This is a genomic window from Algoriphagus resistens (genome assembly GCF_001442615.1).
Lineage (GTDB): Bacteria > Bacteroidota > Bacteroidia > Cytophagales > Cyclobacteriaceae > Algoriphagus > Algoriphagus resistens.
In genome coordinates this window covers 190,853-207,831 of record NZ_LMXN01000013.1, presented here as the reverse complement: position 1 = coordinate 207,831, position 16,979 = coordinate 190,853, and the positions used below count along the sequence as shown (strand labels likewise).

At 42.6% G+C, this 16,979-nt stretch carries 13 protein-coding genes; 3 read left to right on the top strand and 10 right to left on the bottom strand.

All coding sequences use genetic code 11. The annotated features are described in order from the left end of the window. The 7 genes from AS141_RS27445 to AS141_RS20400 all read right to left on the bottom strand — a co-directional run. Positions 1-444, bottom strand: a 444-nt coding sequence (locus AS141_RS27445; protein ID WP_394331082.1) for an RNA-guided endonuclease TnpB family protein, incomplete at its 3' end; no start/stop codon positions are given. 374 nt (positions 445-818) lie between these two features. Then, a complete protein-coding gene (locus tag AS141_RS20425) occupies positions 819-1,613 on the bottom strand; it encodes a hypothetical protein (protein ID WP_057939553.1) in 795 nt (264 codons plus the stop codon). A gap of 402 nt (positions 1,614-2,015) precedes the next feature. Then, positions 2,016-3,407 carry a mercuric reductase gene (locus tag AS141_RS20420; protein ID WP_057939552.1) on the bottom strand — a complete coding sequence of 464 codons (1,392 nt, stop codon included), beginning with the start codon at positions 3,405-3,407 and terminating at the stop codon, positions 2,016-2,018. Positions 3,408-3,524: 117 nt separating this feature from the next. Then, complete coding sequence (locus tag AS141_RS20415; RefSeq protein WP_057939551.1) at positions 3,525-4,106, bottom strand: hypothetical protein; 582 nt, start codon at positions 4,104-4,106, stop codon at positions 3,525-3,527. 171 nt (positions 4,107-4,277) lie between these two features. Next, positions 4,278-7,211, bottom strand: coding sequence for a S9 family peptidase (locus AS141_RS20410; RefSeq protein WP_057939550.1), 2,934 nt, complete (start codon positions 7,209-7,211; stop codon positions 4,278-4,280). 198 nt (positions 7,212-7,409) lie between these two features. Next, positions 7,410-9,116 carry an amidohydrolase gene (locus tag AS141_RS20405; RefSeq protein WP_057939549.1) on the bottom strand — a complete coding sequence of 569 codons (1,707 nt, stop codon included), beginning with the start codon at positions 9,114-9,116 and terminating at the stop codon, positions 7,410-7,412. 64 nt (positions 9,117-9,180) lie between these two features. After that, positions 9,181-11,268: an FG-GAP-like repeat-containing protein gene (locus AS141_RS20400; protein ID WP_057939548.1), complete on the bottom strand. Its 2,088-nt coding sequence runs from the start codon at positions 11,266-11,268 to the stop codon at positions 9,181-9,183. Between the two features lie 93 nt (positions 11,269-11,361). Between AS141_RS20400 and AS141_RS20395 the strand changes: the two genes are divergently transcribed. Beyond that, a complete protein-coding gene (locus AS141_RS20395) occupies positions 11,362-12,657 on the top strand; it encodes a UDP-N-acetylmuramoyl-tripeptide--D-alanyl-D-alanine ligase (protein WP_057939547.1) in 1,296 nt (431 codons plus the stop codon). A 490-nt stretch (positions 12,658-13,147) separates the two neighbouring features. Continuing rightward, positions 13,148-13,825: a DUF2461 domain-containing protein gene (locus tag AS141_RS20390; protein WP_057939546.1), complete on the top strand. Its 678-nt coding sequence runs from the start codon at positions 13,148-13,150 to the stop codon at positions 13,823-13,825. 37 nt (positions 13,826-13,862) lie between these two features. Here the strand turns inward: AS141_RS20390 and AS141_RS20385 are convergent, their stop codons facing one another. The 3 genes from AS141_RS20385 to AS141_RS20375 all read right to left on the bottom strand — a co-directional run bounded on the left by AS141_RS20385 (position 13,863) and on the right by AS141_RS20375 (position 15,527). Next, entirely contained in the window at positions 13,863-14,693 is an 831-nt protein-coding gene (locus AS141_RS20385; RefSeq protein WP_057939545.1) for a Cof-type HAD-IIB family hydrolase, read from the bottom strand. A 121-nt stretch (positions 14,694-14,814) separates the two neighbouring features. Beyond that, positions 14,815-15,087, bottom strand: coding sequence for a hypothetical protein (locus AS141_RS20380; RefSeq protein ID WP_057939544.1), 273 nt, complete (start codon positions 15,085-15,087; stop codon positions 14,815-14,817). A gap of 17 nt (positions 15,088-15,104) precedes the next feature. Next, positions 15,105-15,527 carry a hypothetical protein gene (locus AS141_RS20375; RefSeq protein WP_057939543.1) on the bottom strand — a complete coding sequence of 141 codons (423 nt, stop codon included), beginning with the start codon at positions 15,525-15,527 and terminating at the stop codon, positions 15,105-15,107. Between the two features lie 322 nt (positions 15,528-15,849). Here AS141_RS20375 and AS141_RS20370 point away from each other — a divergent pair, with 322 nt between their 5' ends. Next, positions 15,850-16,917 (top strand): nickel-binding protein, encoded by a 1,068-nt coding sequence (locus AS141_RS20370; protein WP_198293590.1) that lies wholly within the window; start codon positions 15,850-15,852, stop codon positions 16,915-16,917. Positions 16,918-16,979 lie beyond the last annotated feature (62 nt).

Here is a 16,979-nt window from a genome sequence, read left to right as displayed (position 1 = left end):
CTCACCGCAAGATCCACAGACCCAAACTCTTATGGAAAGGATTAAATCCTGTTTTATCCATCCACAAGTTGAACAGCTTTTGCTTGATGGGAACCATCGGTCGATTTTAACGAATGGCCTATCATTCCAATTGGCCTTATATTCAAGCATACTGTAAAATGCACCCAACGAAACATCGCCCATTGCTTGTGCCAGGCAATGGTTCTTCATTATATTCTTTACAGCAAGGTCTTCGACGCTGATCACATCGTGGTTTTTGATGATTTCAGTTGATACCTTGTGCAGGTAATCCTTTCTGATATTGCTTATTTGTTCGTGGGCAGCTGCAAGTTTTTGTTTTTGCCTGCCCCTTGATCTGCTTCCTTTTGTTTTCTTCGAAAGCTGTCTTTGTTCAAACCTGAGCTTCTTTAAGTTGGCCTTAAGTGATCTGATATTTTCATAGATGCCATTTTGTAAAAAGAGATCCCTGTCCAGCTGAATCCAAGCAGGAAATTTATCAGGTTGCGCAAGGAGAAAAGCTGGAATGGAGCTTCTGAACCATCCAGATCCCCATCAAAATCAGCTTCAATACCGTCTGAACCTCCGATCCTACAAATGTAAGGATTGTCTGCAGCACAAAAATCAATGAAATGGATATCGCGATATACCAGAAGAGTTTGAGCTGAGGATCTAATCACTCTAAAAATTCCATATCAAATAAGTTATAGCCAAATTAGCTAGGTCTAAAATATTGAAAAAATCCTAGGTACCGCTAAAGCATGACTTTTGAAGAGTTTATTTTACCGATGTCATTTTAGATAAAGCTTAAAATCCGTGTGTTAGTTGTTCCCATAAATTTTAAACGGAGCTGTTTCTCTATTTTGATAGCCGTTATAACCTATGGCTACAAACAGCACAACGGCTCCAATGAGTGCGGTCCATTGGACAGTAGGGATGTTTCCCCAATGTCTTACCGCAATTGCTAGTAAGCCCCAAACCCCCACTAATGCAAACTCCCGAAGGTTTCGCATAGCGATCATAAAAAGATTGAGAAGTACAGCGATTACGAGCATTGTTACGGTCCATGTGACTTCTGATATACCACCGTTCCAACCAATTTTGGCCAGGTATGCAGAGATATTTGCGATAGTAGCCACTGCTATCCAGCCACTGTAAAGCGCAATGGGCCACCATAGCCAAAAGATAATGGGGCGGGGGGCATCCCATCGTTCCATATTTGTATTCAAAATGGTTATAACCAGACAAACTAAAATCCCAAGCATAATAACAACTGTGAAATCGGTGAATTCCATCAGCCACATGTAAATCCAGAGAGCATTGCCAGTATTTGCTATGATTAGGTAGGGGCCAATCTGTGAAAGAAAATCAGAATCTTTGATGGGACTGAAAGCTCTGGAGATAAAGAAAATGGCCTGGGCAAAAAGAGATAAAAAAATTATTCCCCAAATGGAAAAGGCATAACCTGCCGGAGTAAAGAGATTTTCATATTCCTCACTGAGTGAGCTTACCGTATTTCCATTCAACCCGTTGGTATTTACCCAGTAGTTCCAGAATATCACTACGATCAATACGATCATATTCAGTAAGGCATAGACTCTATGTGAATTTTTCATATGATTATAATTTGTCTTTTAAGGGTCATATGGAATCTCGCATGCATTATAATCATTCCTCTGTGTGTTGCCTGCAACATGCTCGATTTCATATGATTATAAGTTAAATTTCTTAGTTCATTTAGAACGGTAGTCGAGAGGCTTTCGACAAGTAATAATCATCCCCCTGTGTGTCGTCCGCCCGTCATGGGTATTTCATCTGTTTATAATTTGTCTTTTAAAGGCCATATGGAATCTCGCGCGTTGTATAATCATCCCAGTGTGTGACGCTGGAGTCATGCTCGATGTCATACGATATAAGTTATCTATTAAAGACCATGCTTTTCTACAGATAGGTTGGGTCTCTTGTGGTTGATAACCATCCGGTTGTATATCAATTATTGCATTTTCGATTTCATAAATTTAATTCTTGATTGGCTTGAGCTGCTGAAGAAGAGTGGGGATGAGTTCGGTGACTGTAGGATGCGTCTGCACGGAGTTCATCAGTTTTTTATAGCTGATTTTCCCATACATAGCAGTAAGAAAAGTACCGATTATCTCATCACCTCCGGTCCCCAAAACTGCCGCTCCCAGTATTTGCTCTGAATCGGCGTCCACGATAACCTCCATTTTGCCTTGGGTTTCTCCTTTTTCCCTGGCTCTGGAAATCTCACTCATTGGTATTCTGGCAAAGAGAAGGTTTTTGCCACTTTCTTTAGCTTGGCTAAGGGTCATGCCTGCCCGCCCAAGAGGAGGATCGATATAGAGGGCATAATTGATGACCCTGTCATCTAGCGTTCTGTTCTTTTCTCCGAAAAGCTGATCTTCCATAATCTCAAAATCATTGTATGAGGTATGGGTAAAGGCCCCTTTTCCATTACAGTCTCCCAATGCAAAGATCCCCTCGATATTCGTTTCCAGTTTTGAATTCACTTCTATATATCCCTTTTCATCAAGTTTAAGACCTGCTTTTTCAGGTTTGAGTAGATCTGAATTCGGCATTCTCCCTGTTGCGATCAGTAAATGGGATCCGCTTAGCTGCGTGTCTTTATCGTTTTTGTAAAAAGTGACGGTCACACCGCCGGACTTCTTGTTTTTGCCTTTAAGGCATTTCGCTCCACAGATTATTTTTATACCCTCCTTCTCCAAAATTTCTCTCACAGCTTCCGAAGTGTGTCTATCTTCTCTGGAGATGAGCGCTTCCCCCATTTCTAAAACAGTGACTTTCGATCCTAGCCGTTTAAAAATCTGGGCGAATTCCAGGCCAATGTAACTTCCGCCTACAATGACCAGATGATCAGGAATTTTATCGAGCTGAAGTATGGAGGTATTGGTGAGGTAATCGGCATCTTCAAAGCCTTTGGGAATCCTTGCCCTAGCACCTACATTCAGGAAGATTTGGGTAGACTTCAGAGTCCGGGATCCTACTTTTATTTTTGTTTTATCTATAAAAGTAGCAACACCACGTATCATGGAAATCCGGGGAGAATCTGCCATCGATTTTTGGATGCCCAGTCTGGATTGATTGACTAGCTTGTCTTTCCTTTTTTTAATCGCTTTCAAGTTGACTTTGGGCGATTTGGGAATATCAATTCCCAAATTTGAGGCGTTGGAAATCGCCCAGGCTGCTCTTGCGCTTGCCACATATGCTTTTGTAGGAGTACAACCTGTATTCACACAGGTTCCTCCCAAAGCACCTTTTTCGACTAGGGCGACTTTCCATTTTTCCTTGGCCAGTGCCGAAGCAAGAGGATTTCCTGCTTGCCCGGATCCAATTATAATGGCATCAAAAATTTCTACGGTGTCCTCGATCATGCAAAAAAAAGTTGGAAGTGGATTTCGTTTTTCTAAAAGTTACAAACAGAAAGCCAAAGACAAAAGTAGAAGACTGCTATACAGCCTCTTTTTGTAAGCGTTTGCCAGAATATCTTCCTAATTCCTTGAACTTATCCATCTCTTTACATTTCCGTGAAACTCATTAATGGCTTTGGTATGAAAATAAGGGTAGATGATTTTGTCTCTAAACCAAGATCCGCTGCGGTAAAATGTCTTGTGTGAAACCTCAGTTTTTCCGTTTGGCAGTGATTTGAATCTGATAAATTGAGACCCCTCTGATTTGGAGTTTTCTAGATAGCAGATTCTTATCAACTTTTTCTTCTTGTCTATTTCCATCACTTCGTGTCCCACTTGAAGCCTTATTGTGCCATTGAATACGTGTAAGTTTAGAATTAGTACTTGCCCTTCACCCATCCCTCCGGTGTATAGTTGGCCAGGAAAAACCTCTTCTCCGGTCTGTCTTGTATAGAGTTGATGGAAATGAATCATTCGACCACTCCATGCTTTTTCAGGAGAAATATTGATATACCCATCCCAGACGCTGTCGAAGTCCTCTTCATAAAGGTAGGTTTCCAGATGTTCGTGATAATCGGTATCTGCCTCTTGGTAGCAAATGGAGCTTAGCTTTGCGAAATCGATTGGTGGATTATTACGATTCTCTTTGGTGGATTCTTGCATGGATTAAAATGATTCGACTGTGCGAATTGCGCTTTAAAGAAAGCAAAAGCATGGCTATTCCCCAACCTTAGCGTAATGCGAAGAATGAATTGGGCTGAGTGCCAAAGGTTTTAAGCTTTTTGAATTTTGCTTTAAAACAGAAAAAAGGAGCCTTTTACAGCTCCTGTCCCATTAAAATGCTCTTTTCTCAAGATGCTCATCCAAGTCGATTTTGTCAACCCCCTTTGACATCCAATCAGGTGCTTGTGCATCTTTTAGATGATGATCAAAGAATTCCATCATTCTCACAGAATAATCCTTACGGTTTTCGAGTTTGCCGAGTCCATGGTTTTCTCCTTTATACTGAACCAAAATCACCGGTTTTTTGAGTCTTCTCAAGGCTGAGTAATACTCAATGCCCTGCGTGAAATCTACCGCTCCGTCTTTATCATTGTGAAGCATCAGAAGCGGGGTTGTTACATTTTTCACATGATACACAGGGCTGTTCCGCTCGTATGCTTCCCAGTTTTCCCAAGGACCCCCTGTAAATCTGCCTTGGGAAGCTTCGAAGATAGACATGTTTCCTCCCCCGGAATTCCAGTAGATCAGATCGTACATTGAAATCATGTTGGTCAGCGGAGCTCCGGCTGCAGCCGCTTTGAACATATCCGTTTGAGTGATTAGGAATGCAGTCTGATAACCACCCCATGAGTGACCGTGAATACCGATGTTTTCTTCATCGATTACACCAGTTTCAATTGCAGCTTTTACCCCAGGAATTACACACCAAACAGCCGACATTCCCGGATCATCCATAGTATAGACGATGTCTGGAATGAAAACCGCATATCCATTACTGGTGTACACATTGGGATTCCAGCCTGTGCCGCTGTAGCCGGGATTTGCCCAGCTGTGGCGGGTTTGTGAGAGCTTTTCGTAGTAATAGACAACCGTAGGATACTTCTTGCCTTCTATATAATCAGCTGGAAGGAAAAGCGCTCCTTGAAGCGTATCCCCCTTGTCGGATACATAATCTACCAATCTTGTACCTGATGACCAAGCATATTTTTTCGCATCTGGTGCATTCTCAGTCACTTTTGTTGCTGAAGTAAGTGATGCATTGGTTACATATACCTGATCTGGCTCATTAAATTTTTCCTTTGAGAAGAAATATACCTCAGCATTCTCTGCTTTATTCAAAGAACCGATACTAGCATCTTCCCAGATCAATGGAGTCGTTCCAGGCTTGAGGCCGTTTTTTGCAGGTTTTATTTCAGCAATGCCGCTTTTTTTCGTCCACTCTCCGTAGATCCTAAAGTATTGGGACTTAGTTAGGTCAATACCTTTTTCTTCCCTGTCTAAAACAAACCTGTATTGATATCTGATCTGATCGGATCTTCCGTTTTGGGTTAGGTTTACGGCTTTGGATTTGCCCCCAACCGGAATTTGCCAGATATCCCATCCATCACTGATCAAGACGTATTTACTGTCGCTGCTCCATCCAAGTACAGTTTCCAGTGGTTTTTTTACATTATGATCATCCTCTACATCCACAAAAGTAACGGGAAGGCTCCCCGTCAAATTCATCTCCTCTCCGTCGGCGATATCATATGCGTAATAGTTCCCGTCGTACCCGTAGATTAATGTACTGCCATCCGGGGAACTTCTGGGATAAGCTGAATATCGGGGGATATAGAAGTTGGTGAATAAGGGCGTCCGCTCCCCTGTTTTCAGATCCACAATGTAGAAATCCCGATATGCCTGGCCGTCCAGATTCCCCTGTAGCTCATAAGCCTGCATATCCGAACCGATGGCATATTTTTCTTTCGGCTGGATACTCAGGTCCCGCATTGTGCTGTCCTGTAGCTGAATATGCTTGCTGGCAGCGACATCATACATGGCATAAAAGCTGTAATTTTTATCCTGATTTTCCAGTACTTGCTGTCGGGACTGAAGACGGCTGTCATTCCAATGCCAGATGGTCATGTCCGGCTTGTCAGCCTCTTTTCCTTTTGGATTTACTTTTCCAGAGTCCAGTTTAGCAAGTGCTTTTTTAAGGTCTGCGATGGAATTTAAGGAGGTGTCGGCCATGATTTTTTTCATTGCTTCTGACTCGACAAGCGCTACAGAATCCTTGTCAACATCCTTCTTTTCTTCTTCTTTTTTGGCTAAAACCAAGGGATGAATACCATAGAAAAGCCTGGTCAGATCTTCAGACCACATTGGACGGCGATTTGGGCTGATTGTATACTTCTGATCAAATCCCGTGGAATCTTTTGCGGGATCATATACCGTCACCACCGGCCCAGTCAGGTTTTTAACGCCCACTAACTTGCCTTGGTCTTGCTTGTACTTTTTGTCTTTGACCATTTTCAGTGCTGCGAAAGCATCCCCTTTTTCTGTCCAGCTGATGGATTTGTAGTTGGCTTTGTCAGAATCCAAAACAGTGGTGCTATTGCTAGAGACATCCATTAAATAGATACCATTTCCAGATTGATTGGCTGCGTCTACTGTATATGCTAGGTAATTACCACTTTTATTAAAAGAGAACTCTGCCACATTTCCGAGGTTTTGAGCTTTGTCGGTGTTGAGATGGTAAAGCAAAAGATCCGAACCCTTTGCATCTCCGCCGCCATCTTTGGTAAGGTTAATGGCCAAAACAGACGAAGCTTCTCCGTTAAAGGAAAAATTGCTTACGTTCTCAAAAGTTTTTTTGTCCTTCTTACCATCTGCCCCGAGTTTGATCAGCGTGACCTTGTCGTGAAGAGGTTTGCCTTTAGACTTTTTGTTGGCTTCCTTTTCTTTGAAAGTCGGATATTCTTTAAACGCAATCCATTTGCTGTCCTCGCTGAATTCAATTGAAGGGAAAGTCGAAAATCCAATTTTAAAAGTCTGGGTTGAATCCGTGGCGTTTACATAGCGGAGAATCACTTCTCCATCGGCTTCCAATGCAATTATTCCGTAGGCTATCCATTTGCCGTCAGGTGAAATTTTGAAGGTGCCGCTGTTCATGTATTTCCAAGCAGGAATATCCTTCCAGGTGATTGGCTTTGGGGTTTCTTCCTGGGCAATAGCCCAGTTGCAGATCAGGCAAAAAAGCCAGAAAAAGGTAAAGAGTTTTTGCATAGTGAATTCGGTTTAGGAGTGTAAAATAAGGTTTTTTGAAAGAACTAAGTATTCTATGTGATGTAAGCGTTACCTATGTGGATGAAAAGTTGAAATCATCAGAAATAAAAAGTCTCAAATCTTACGATCTGAGACTTTTTCAAAAATTATATCTTAAGCTAACTAAGGATTTTGCATCCTGAAATAACTGACCACTGATTATTTTTTCTTATAAACCACTTTTCCTCCCACCACAGTCATAGTTACTTTTGTGTCTAGGATTTCATCCTCAGGGATTTCCATAATATTCCTATCGAAAACAGTGAAATCGGCTGCTTTTCCTACTTCTATCGATCCTTTGAAATCCTCTTCAAACTCCGCATAGGCGCCATCTAATGTATAGGATTTCAACGCTTGCTCCCGGGTCATTTTCTGATCTCCTTCATAGCCACCTTCAGGTAAGCCTTGCAGGGTTTTGCGGGTCACGGAAGCATAAAAAGAAGGAATAGGATCAACTGGCTCCACCGGCGCATCCGTTCCGTTGGACACTACAGCCCCGGACTGAATCAATTTCTGCCATACATAAGCTCCATCGATAATCCGCTTTTCACCTAATCTATCAATCGCCCAAGGACGATCTGAACTCAAATGAATAGCCTGCATAGCAGCGATCACTCCCAATTCTCCGAATCTAGGTATATCGTCAGGATGAATATGCTGGGCATGCTCAATGCGGAATCTCAGGTTTTTGGAATTGGGATGGGCAGTGAATGCGGCTTCATAGCGGTCAAGAATTTCCTGATTTGCCCGGTCACCGATAGCATGTGAGCAGACTTGGAAGCCTGCTGGGATGGCTTTTTGGGAAACTTCAGAGACTACAGACATGGGCAGAGTCTCATGCCCACGATGACCTGGGCGATCAGAATAATCTTCCAAGAGCCAAGCCCCCCGTGATCCCAAAGCCCCATCACAATTTAATTTGATCGAACGAACTGTTAGCATGTGATCAGCGGAATCGATCATAGGGCCTTTCTCATACCATTGATCTAAAAGTGCTGGTTGAGTACCGGTAAGCATTACATATTGACGGACGGTGAGCTTTCCTTCGTTTTTGAATTTTTGGATGAGGTCGATCACATGCTGTCCACTCCCTGCATCATGGAAGCTTGTAATTCCTTTTTCATTGAGTTCCTGCAAAGCCAAAGTCAATGCCTGTTCAGCTCTTTCTGGAGTCTCTGCAGGAATCAATCTAGCGACAAGCCCGGCAGCTTTTTCAGAGAGTATCCCTGTAGGATTTCCCAGTTCATCCAGAATAATTTCCCCTCCTTCTACCTGGCCGGGTCTCTCGCCTTTTAGATTGCTGATGCCAGCCATTTCCAACGCTTTTTCGTTTGCAAAAGCCGCATGTCCACTGGCATGGGAGAGATAAACAGGATTGTCAGGGGAAACGCTGTTTAGTAGATCGTTGGTTTGGAATCCTTTGACCATTTTCGCCGGTTTCTCAACCCACTTATCCTGATGCCAACCTCGTCCTGTAATCCAGTCTCCGGGTTTTGCCTTCGCTACAGCATCTGCTACTTTCTCGACCAGTTCGTCGTAAGTTTTTACATACATCAGATCCAGTTCTAGTTTATTATAGCCGATTCCCATTAAATGCGCGTGGGATTCGATGATACCTGGAGTCATGGTATTGCCTTGGAGATCGATTACTTCGGTGTTTTCAGACTTGTGTTTTTCGATTTCCTCGATTGATCCCACTGCTAGGATCATCCCATTCTTCAGGGCTACAGCTTCTGCTGAGGGTTGGGATACATTGACTGTGTAAATGATGCCGTTTGTAAAGATCAGATCAGCCGGTTCAGCCTTTTGCGAGGAGCAAGAAAATAGGAAAATCCCTAAGATCCCAAATAAATATAATGCTTTCATGGATTTATATAGCTAAGCAGAAAGCTACGTTTTTTTGGATAAATGCGGAAAACCAATCCTGTAATTAGCGCATCCAGATTTTACCCGACTTAGTCACTTTTCCGTCAATTTCCAGTACTAATAGGTAAAGGCCCGGAGTTAAATAACCTGCTTGAATCTCCACCGTTTGGTTAGCAGGTAACATAATGTCACTGAGCAAAACCTGTCCCAGAGAGTTGATAAGTTGTGCTTTTGAAGGAGCATTTACGAGCACTTTGATAGGGCCGTCTGTAGGGTTGGGATAAATTTTGAATTGATACTTTCCATCTGGAATATCGGTAGAATCAGTAGCGCTGAGGTAAATCAACCCCCCTGCGCGGGTGCCAAGGACCAAATCTGGAAATCCTCCAAAAGGGGAATCTACTAGGGTGATCCATGTATTTCTCCCAAGTCTAGTAGGGAAAGTCTCTTCTCCGATTTGGACTCGCACTTCGGTACGTGCAGCTGAATTCATGAAGTCGGCAATTTTTAGAATAACGCCATTTTGATCTACTGCATAGAGATTTGGGTTGGATGAATCTTCAACGGCAACTGATAGGTTTCTATTTGCCGGGTTGTCCACAAAACCCAAAAAACCGGATTCCTCCAGCCTTGCGGTGAAAGACCCAAAATCAATAGTGTATAAGTCAAGACTGCCATTTTGTGCAGCAACCAGCATATAATCCTCTTGCTTGTAATTGAAAAATTGAAGATAATCTCCACGTTGAGGCTGATATCCAGTGAGCGTCAATTCTTGATAGCCGGAATTTTCATCAAGACGGAAGATTCGCTGGGTGGGAGTTCCGTTATTGATGGATATACCACTTATGATGTTGAAATGTACCTCGTTTTTATCGTTGTACAGGAGGAATTGGCCATCTATCAGCTTTAGATTTTCCAGATTTTCATTATATACATCAACATAACTAAATTCCCCATCTTCAAGAAAAAGCATGGATTCAGTAGCTAGTACTTCTCCATTTTTCAGTCTATTGGAAATGATAGTAAGAGCCCCTTCTTCAGTATTTCCGATATGAATGGGTCTGGCATTTTCGCCAAAATCAAGCATTTGATTTTGTAGGAAGGAAAAGTCAGTAGCCCCATTCGGTCTAATTTTCACAATTGAATTAGCAAAATCAATTTTGTAGTTGACGGAAGGTTCACTGGTGTTTAAGCTAACGATTAGATCATTCCCGATCAACTGACCACTATGGAAAATCGGAAATCCCGGAAGGTTCCCGTGGTCTGGAAGACTATTGGTGAAGGAAGTGAAAATAGGTTCGGTGGAAGTCCCGGAATTAGGCAGAAAATATAAAATATTACACTCATCACGCCCCAAGACCAGATCTTCTATGCCATCTCGGTCAAAATCCTGATATAAAATAGAATGGCCTCCTGCATGAAGGATTTTGTCGTTTTGGTAGGTAAGCTTCCGCGCATTTAAATCTATTCCGGAGCAGGTTTTGCCAAATGAGATCTCCCCACAACCACAGAATTCAAAATTCCCCCAGTGATTCACCCCAAACGCAAAACCATCAATGTCCGCAATTGCTTTTCGCTCAACGCTGGTGTTTTTGTAAAATTCCATGTAATCACCTCCGGCAAAGTTGAAAATCACCAGATCCAGATCACCATCCCCGTCCAAATCCTGAATCAAAGGAGTATCCAAATTATTGGTTTGTATATTGCCGGAGCCGTCCAGCTTGAGAAAGTTTTGAGCTACTTCCCACGAGACCTGGGTTCCGGTAGAAGTGTTTTTATAAGCCTTGATCCCAAGAGATGTTGAAGTGAAAAGATCCTTTTTTCCATCACCATTAAAATCCGCCAGCACCAGAAATCCACTGATGTCTTCTGGAAATAAGTAGCTTAATTCCGGTAGGTGGGTGAATGTTTCCCCTTCCTTTTTGAAGATCAAAAGTTGTCTCGAATTGATATCCCAAGTCACCCATTCTTCTGTACCGTCCCCCGTAAGATCTATGAGTTGAAACTGGGCGGAATTAATCCCCCCGGTGAAAGGAGAGGAGAGAAAAGTACCATTGATTTCAACATTTGGCGATTGATCAATTCGAAAAATTTCCTGCGCGTTCAGTTGAAAGCAGCAGCTAAGGAAAATGAAAATCCAGAATTTGCGCATGGAATGGTAACAGCTAAGACAAATTAATACGGTAGTCTCAGTTCAAAGATGTGAATGATTCCTTTATTTTGGGAATTAATTCCTTCCAACACGATGAATATTTCCATTTTATATACACTTTTCAAAAATAGTACGGGAGTCAGTACTGATACCCGAAAGATCGAAAAAGGCAATCTGTTTTTTGCGCTGAAGGGGCCTAATTTTGACGCAAATGCTTTTGCCCCAAAGGCGTTGGAAATGGGCGCATCTGCAGTGGTGATTGATGAGGCAAACTATTTTGTGGAGGACGATGAGCGATATTTTTGGGCTGAGGATTCGCTGAAAATGCTTCAGGATTTGGCTAATTATCATCGTAAGCAACTGGAGATTCCGATTATTGGCCTGACCGGCTCGAATGGCAAAACGACCACCAAGGAGCTGATGAAGGCCGTTCTAAGCAAGAAATTTAAAACTGCTGCAACTGTTGGGAATCTAAATAACCATATCGGAGTACCCTTGACTTTGCTTTCTGTTAATGAAGAAGATGAAATTGCAATCGTTGAAATGGGCGCCAATAAGCCCGGAGATATCGCTGAGCTCTGCCACATAGCTGAACCCACTCACGGAGTAATTACCAATATAGGCAGGGCACATTTGGAAGGTATGGGCGGGCCTGAGGGTGTATTGAAAACCAAGACGGAGCTTTTCCAGTTCTTAAAAGAAAACAAGGGTAAGGTTTTTATCAATTCACAAGATCCCATATTATCAAACCTTAGCAAGAGGTTTGAAGATCCAGTTCTATATCCGGCAAAAGGTGATTATTGCGAAGTGCAATTTCAGGAGGCTAATCCCTTTGTGAAATTCAGCGTGGAGAGAAAAGATACAGTATTTCTAAGTCATTTAATCGGAGCCTATAATTTTGGAAATATCGCCACTGCCCTGACGATTGGGAAGTTCTTTGGCGTGGGAATAGGAAAGGCTGCCGAAGCAATTGTGGAATACCAGCCTTCCAATATGCGCTCCCAATTAATGGAGAAGCGTAGCAATCTGATTATTCTGGATGCTTACAATGCTAACCCATCCAGCATGGAAGTAGCTATCCGCACGTTTGGGGAAATGACAGGGAAGAAAAATAAAATGCTGATTCTGGGAGATATGTTTGAGTTGGGAGAGCATGCCGAAGCCGAACATGAGCGGCTAGGCGAGATCATCAGCGAATACGATATAGATAAGGTTTGTTTTACCGGTCAGTTAATCGCGGCGGCTTTGGCAAAATGTCCCAAAGCACTTTATTTCCCGGATCCTTTTTCTTTCAGAAACTGGCTTCAGGATAGCAAACTGGAAGATTATCTGATACTGATCAAAGGAAGCCGGGGAATGAAATTGGAAGGCTTAGTAGATTTTATTTAAAAAGTGCGGGGAGTTCTTATTCGCTTTTAGAATAGATCGAATTTCTGATAGAAATGGGCAGTAGTTTTTAAGTGTTGTTTTTAACATTTTTTCGGTGCTGCACCAGGTAGTTTTGAAATAAGTTTTTCAATCAATTTAGATGAAGTTTGACCGCGCTCTTCGGTATATTTTTTTACGAGCTCTGCAATTACTTCATTGATGTTTACTAGTTCTTTTGTTTTCAGGGTTTTTGTCTGTCATAATTGCAGCAGCAAAAGAGAAAATGTGATTTAATTTTATGGGAAATATTACCATCGCTCCCCTCACTTGTACAGGGTGAAGTTGTAGTGTCAGTATCCCTACTCGTTATGCAAAGAAAATTTAGTGATTGGTTATATAATTTACGAAGATTTCCTTCATTGTTGAAATCAATTTTGCTTCGATAAAGTTTACTTTCAAGTCGGATTACTGATGGATCACAAAATTAATTACTTACCAAAAAACATATAAAATGCGTCCTTACTTGCCTTTTCTTACCGCCCTCGCCGAACATAATTCCAAAGAATGGATGGATGCCAATAAGAAATGGTATCAGGAAACAAGGGCTGAATTTTTGGAAGATGTGGCTGTACTTCTCAAAGGAATAGGAGAATGGGAGCCGGAGCTATTGGTATTCAAACCCAAGGACTGTGTCTTCAGACAAAATCGGGATATTCGCTTTTCTGCCAATAAAATGCCCTACAAAAATAACTTTGGGGCTTATTTTTCTCCTAAAGGAAAGAAGTCGGAGGGCCCTGGATATTACCTTCAGATTCAGCCAAACAATTCTTTTATTGCAGGTGGGATATGGATGCCTATGGCCGAAACGTTAAAGAAAATCCGAAAAGAAATTGATTACTCAGGGGCAGAACTTGCAAAAATTGAGAGGAATCCGGAGTTCAAATCACTTTTCGGACAAATAGATGGAGAAAAACTCAAGACCAGCCCCAGGGATTATGAGACTGATCATGAGTTTATTGATTATCTGAGATTGAAGAGTTTTACGGTGTCTTCAAAAATCCCGGATCGGGATATTGAATCAGGAGATTTTATTACTGTCGCCTTGGAAGGTTTTCAGAAAATGAGGCCGTTGCAGGAATTTCTGGACCGGGCAATTGAAGATGTGGAAGATGGATCAGGGCTACTATAGATTTGAGTAGCTAGAAGCTGGATTAATGAACCAAGTGCTAAGAGTTAACCTCAAATCTCGTATCCCGGATTTTTTCCAGTGTTGCTGCTACTCCGTCTTCTTTGTTGTGATGGGTGATTTCGTTTGCCACCGCCTTGACCTCCATTCGGGCATTGTCCACAGCTACTCCCCAGCCAACGGACTGCAGCAGATCGATGTCGTTGTAATTATCTCCGAAAGCGACTACTGAATCCATTCCAAAATCATACGAATGCTCAAGGATTTTTTTCAGGCCAGTGGCTTTGGAAATGGCTCTTGGGGCAATTTCCAGATAGGTGTCGCTGGATCGGTAAAGGTGGAGGTCCAATGAATGTTCAAAATGTAATTCTCCGAAAAGCCAGGCTATTTCTTCATTTGTTCCCATGCACATCACTTTGTGCGCACCAGAATTAGCTTTTGACCAAAGGTCTACCACATCCTGGGCTGCAAGCCAAGTACAAGCTACTTTCGTGTTTCTAACTTCCCGTTGGGACCAATAGTCATCTTTTTCCTCATACCAATTTTCTCCCTGATACAAACTCACATGGATATCGGTTTTATCAGTGAGTTGAAGGATTTTGGCAACTAGACCCACCGGGATACTCACATTTTCCAGAACTTCTCCCTCGGCACTCAGTACATAGCCACCGTTGTAACTGATCAAGGGTTGGGGAAACCGATTCATATCGTGAAGCAAATGACGCATAGCGTCGGGCATACGGGAGCTTGCCAGGATCACCGGGAAATCCGTCGGTAAATCAGCAATAACGGCTTTCAGACGGGGAGATAAATCGCGCAATGAATTGAGCAGAGTTCCGTCAATATCAGAGCAAAAGGCTTTTATTTTCATAAAGTAATTTTCTTTCAATGGCCATCCAAAGAACTATACAGAGGAATCACGCAGGCGTGATAATAATCCCCCATGTATACTTTCTCATTAAGCCCATATGCCTGCGGCAGGTTCGATTTTATCAGTCAAAATCTGACCAGTTTATTTCATCAGCAAAATTAGTGAATACCCCAAAACCGATAATAGCAATAAAAATCATGGCTGCAGCGAAAATAATGAGTTTGACTATTAATTCGGCTTTGGCCCATTTAGCCTTTTCCGGATCCGTGTTTTTATCCGTAGCCCATACAATGAGCATGATCAGCCCTATTAAAGGAAGGCGTTTGACCAGCACTGCGATTATCCATTCTCCTAGTGAAGTGGGCGGACTTTTGTATTCGTTGGGAAGTTCCATAATAAAATTGGGTTATGTTAAAAGTCAGCAGTTTCAAACATGTATTCCTGCATGGCTATATTCTCTGGATTAGTGGGGTCGGTCTGAATAAATTGCACCGTAATTTGTTGATAATCTTCTGCTTTTTCAAAATCGCGGAGATAAAGTTCCGCGCATTTACGGGCTAAGGTTTCTGGCTGATTCCCTAAAATGAGCGGATCGCCATTTTCCAGTTTAAGATAAATAGTGGATGTAGTTGAGTCATTTGAAGTAGATTTGCTGAGGTTTATATTCATTCCCTGGAATTTACCCAGCATCCTAATTTCCTCTGAAGGCATAAACCCTTCTCCCATCATTGCCTCCATACCCTTGAAAGCAAATTTAACTAGGTTTTCAGGATCGCAGGAGCAGGAACTGATTGTTGCAAGTAAAAACAGGAAGATAAAAACTCGATTTCGCATAGGGAACGCCGTTTAGGAAATAGGATTATGCGAAGTTAAAGAATCTCAAGTAGAACTTTTTCTGATTGCTATTTTCGCTGCTTTTTTTCTTAGGACTCAAACCTTGCCTGCATCTTGGGCCAAAGATTTCCGGTCTTCTTACCCCTCGGCAGGCTGATTCATTCAGTTACTTCTGGCTTTGTTAAGCAGAGATTATTTTGTCCGCGCGCTGAGAAACAGGCAACGGAACCTTGTAGTGTAATAAAAATACATCTTATTGTATGTCAACAACTTATTTGGTATATTGAACCTAACCAAACACCCCTAGTCCATGCCTCTTTTTATGGATTTCCACAAATTTGACCGCGTTTCTATTGAAGACGTGAAAAAGGCACACATAGCCGACCTAGCCACTCAGGGGAAGTACGGTGTGAAGTATTATCAGTTCTGGGTCAATGAAGAACAAGGTACCGTCTTTTGTCTGATGGAAGGGCCGGATGTGGAAACTTGTGCTTTGGTGCATCGGTTGGCACATGGCAATGTAGCCTGCGCCATGAGCGAAGTCGAACCGGGTTTTTTTAAATTGGCCATGGGTGGTGACAACTGGCTGGATGAGGGACTGACGATCAAAGAGGAAGGAAAAGCCGACCTGGGTTACCGCAGCATTCTGCTTATCGCCATCACGGGATATACCCTAGCTACAGGATTCGATGATCTCGAAGCTTTTCAGATACCCCATTGGGCAAGAGATATTGTGTTTGAGCAGACCGGGAAATTTGGTGGGCGCAATATTCCCTGGCCGCATGACGATAGTTTGGTTACTATATTTGACGAAGCCTCTGATGCCCTAAACTGCGCCAAAACCATTCAGGATAAGTTGCTGTACACTACCGGGAAGCCGGATGTGTTATTTCGAATAGGCCTGGGTACCAGTCAGCCAGTCACAGCGGAAGGGGATTTTTTTCAGGAAGCCATCCGATTTTCGCACCGTCTTGCTCATGCGGCAAAAAAAAACCAGCTGTTGATCGATTCCCTTACGGGAAAACTTTGCATCAAGGAGATTGGCGAACTGATCCGGGCAAGGCTGATGAATCAGAATGAGGAGACCTTTCTCTCGGAAATTTTTGATGTGGTAGAAGGCAATCTGGGCAGTGAGCAATTTGGGGTAAAGAGTCTTTGTAAATCCGTTGGGGTCAGTAGCCCTCAACTTTACCGAAAGATCACCGGGATTACCGGACGCTCTCCCAACGAATTTCTCCGGGACATCCGCATGGAGCGTGCCCGTACCTTGCTCCGCCAAAAGGCCGGAAACATCACTCAAATTGCCATGGAAGTAGGCTACACGAATCCATCCTATTTTGCCAAATGCTTTAAAGAAAAATTTGGGTTTAGTCCTTCAGTGGTCAAATAGCGGTGTAGGATTTTTTTCTATTTGCACTATGAACGATTTGTGATAGGTTTTGAACGATGTAA

Bases quoted from the DNA above. Each gene is read 5' to 3' on its own strand.
- AS141_RS20405 (WP_057939549.1), bottom strand. From the start codon at position 9,116: ATGAAAGCATTATATTTATTTGGGATCTTAGGGATTTTCCTATTTTCT.
- AS141_RS20400 (WP_057939548.1), bottom strand. From the start codon at position 11,268: ATGCGCAAATTCTGGATTTTCATTTTCCTTAGCTGCTGCTTTCAACTG.
- AS141_RS20380 (WP_057939544.1), bottom strand. From the start codon at position 15,087: ATGGAACTTCCCAACGAATACAAAAGTCCGCCCACTTCACTAGGAGAA.
- AS141_RS20370 (WP_198293590.1), top strand. From the start codon at position 15,850: ATGGATTTCCACAAATTTGACCGCGTTTCTATTGAAGACGTGAAAAAG.
- AS141_RS20420 (WP_057939552.1), bottom strand. From the start codon at position 3,407: ATGATCGAGGACACCGTAGAAATTTTTGATGCCATTATAATTGGATCC.
- AS141_RS20415 (WP_057939551.1), bottom strand. From the start codon at position 4,106: ATGCAAGAATCCACCAAAGAGAATCGTAATAATCCACCAATCGATTTC.
- AS141_RS20395 (WP_057939547.1), top strand. From the start codon at position 11,362: ATGAATATTTCCATTTTATATACACTTTTCAAAAATAGTACGGGAGTC.
- AS141_RS20410 (WP_057939550.1), bottom strand. From the start codon at position 7,211: ATGCAAAAACTCTTTACCTTTTTCTGGCTTTTTTGCCTGATCTGCAAC.
- AS141_RS20375 (WP_057939543.1), bottom strand. From the start codon at position 15,527: ATGCGAAATCGAGTTTTTATCTTCCTGTTTTTACTTGCAACAATCAGT.
- AS141_RS20390 (WP_057939546.1), top strand. From the start codon at position 13,148: ATGCGTCCTTACTTGCCTTTTCTTACCGCCCTCGCCGAACATAATTCC.
- AS141_RS20425 (WP_057939553.1), bottom strand. From the start codon at position 1,613: ATGAAAAATTCACATAGAGTCTATGCCTTACTGAATATGATCGTATTG.
- AS141_RS20385 (WP_057939545.1), bottom strand. From the start codon at position 14,693: ATGAAAATAAAAGCCTTTTGCTCTGATATTGACGGAACTCTGCTCAAT.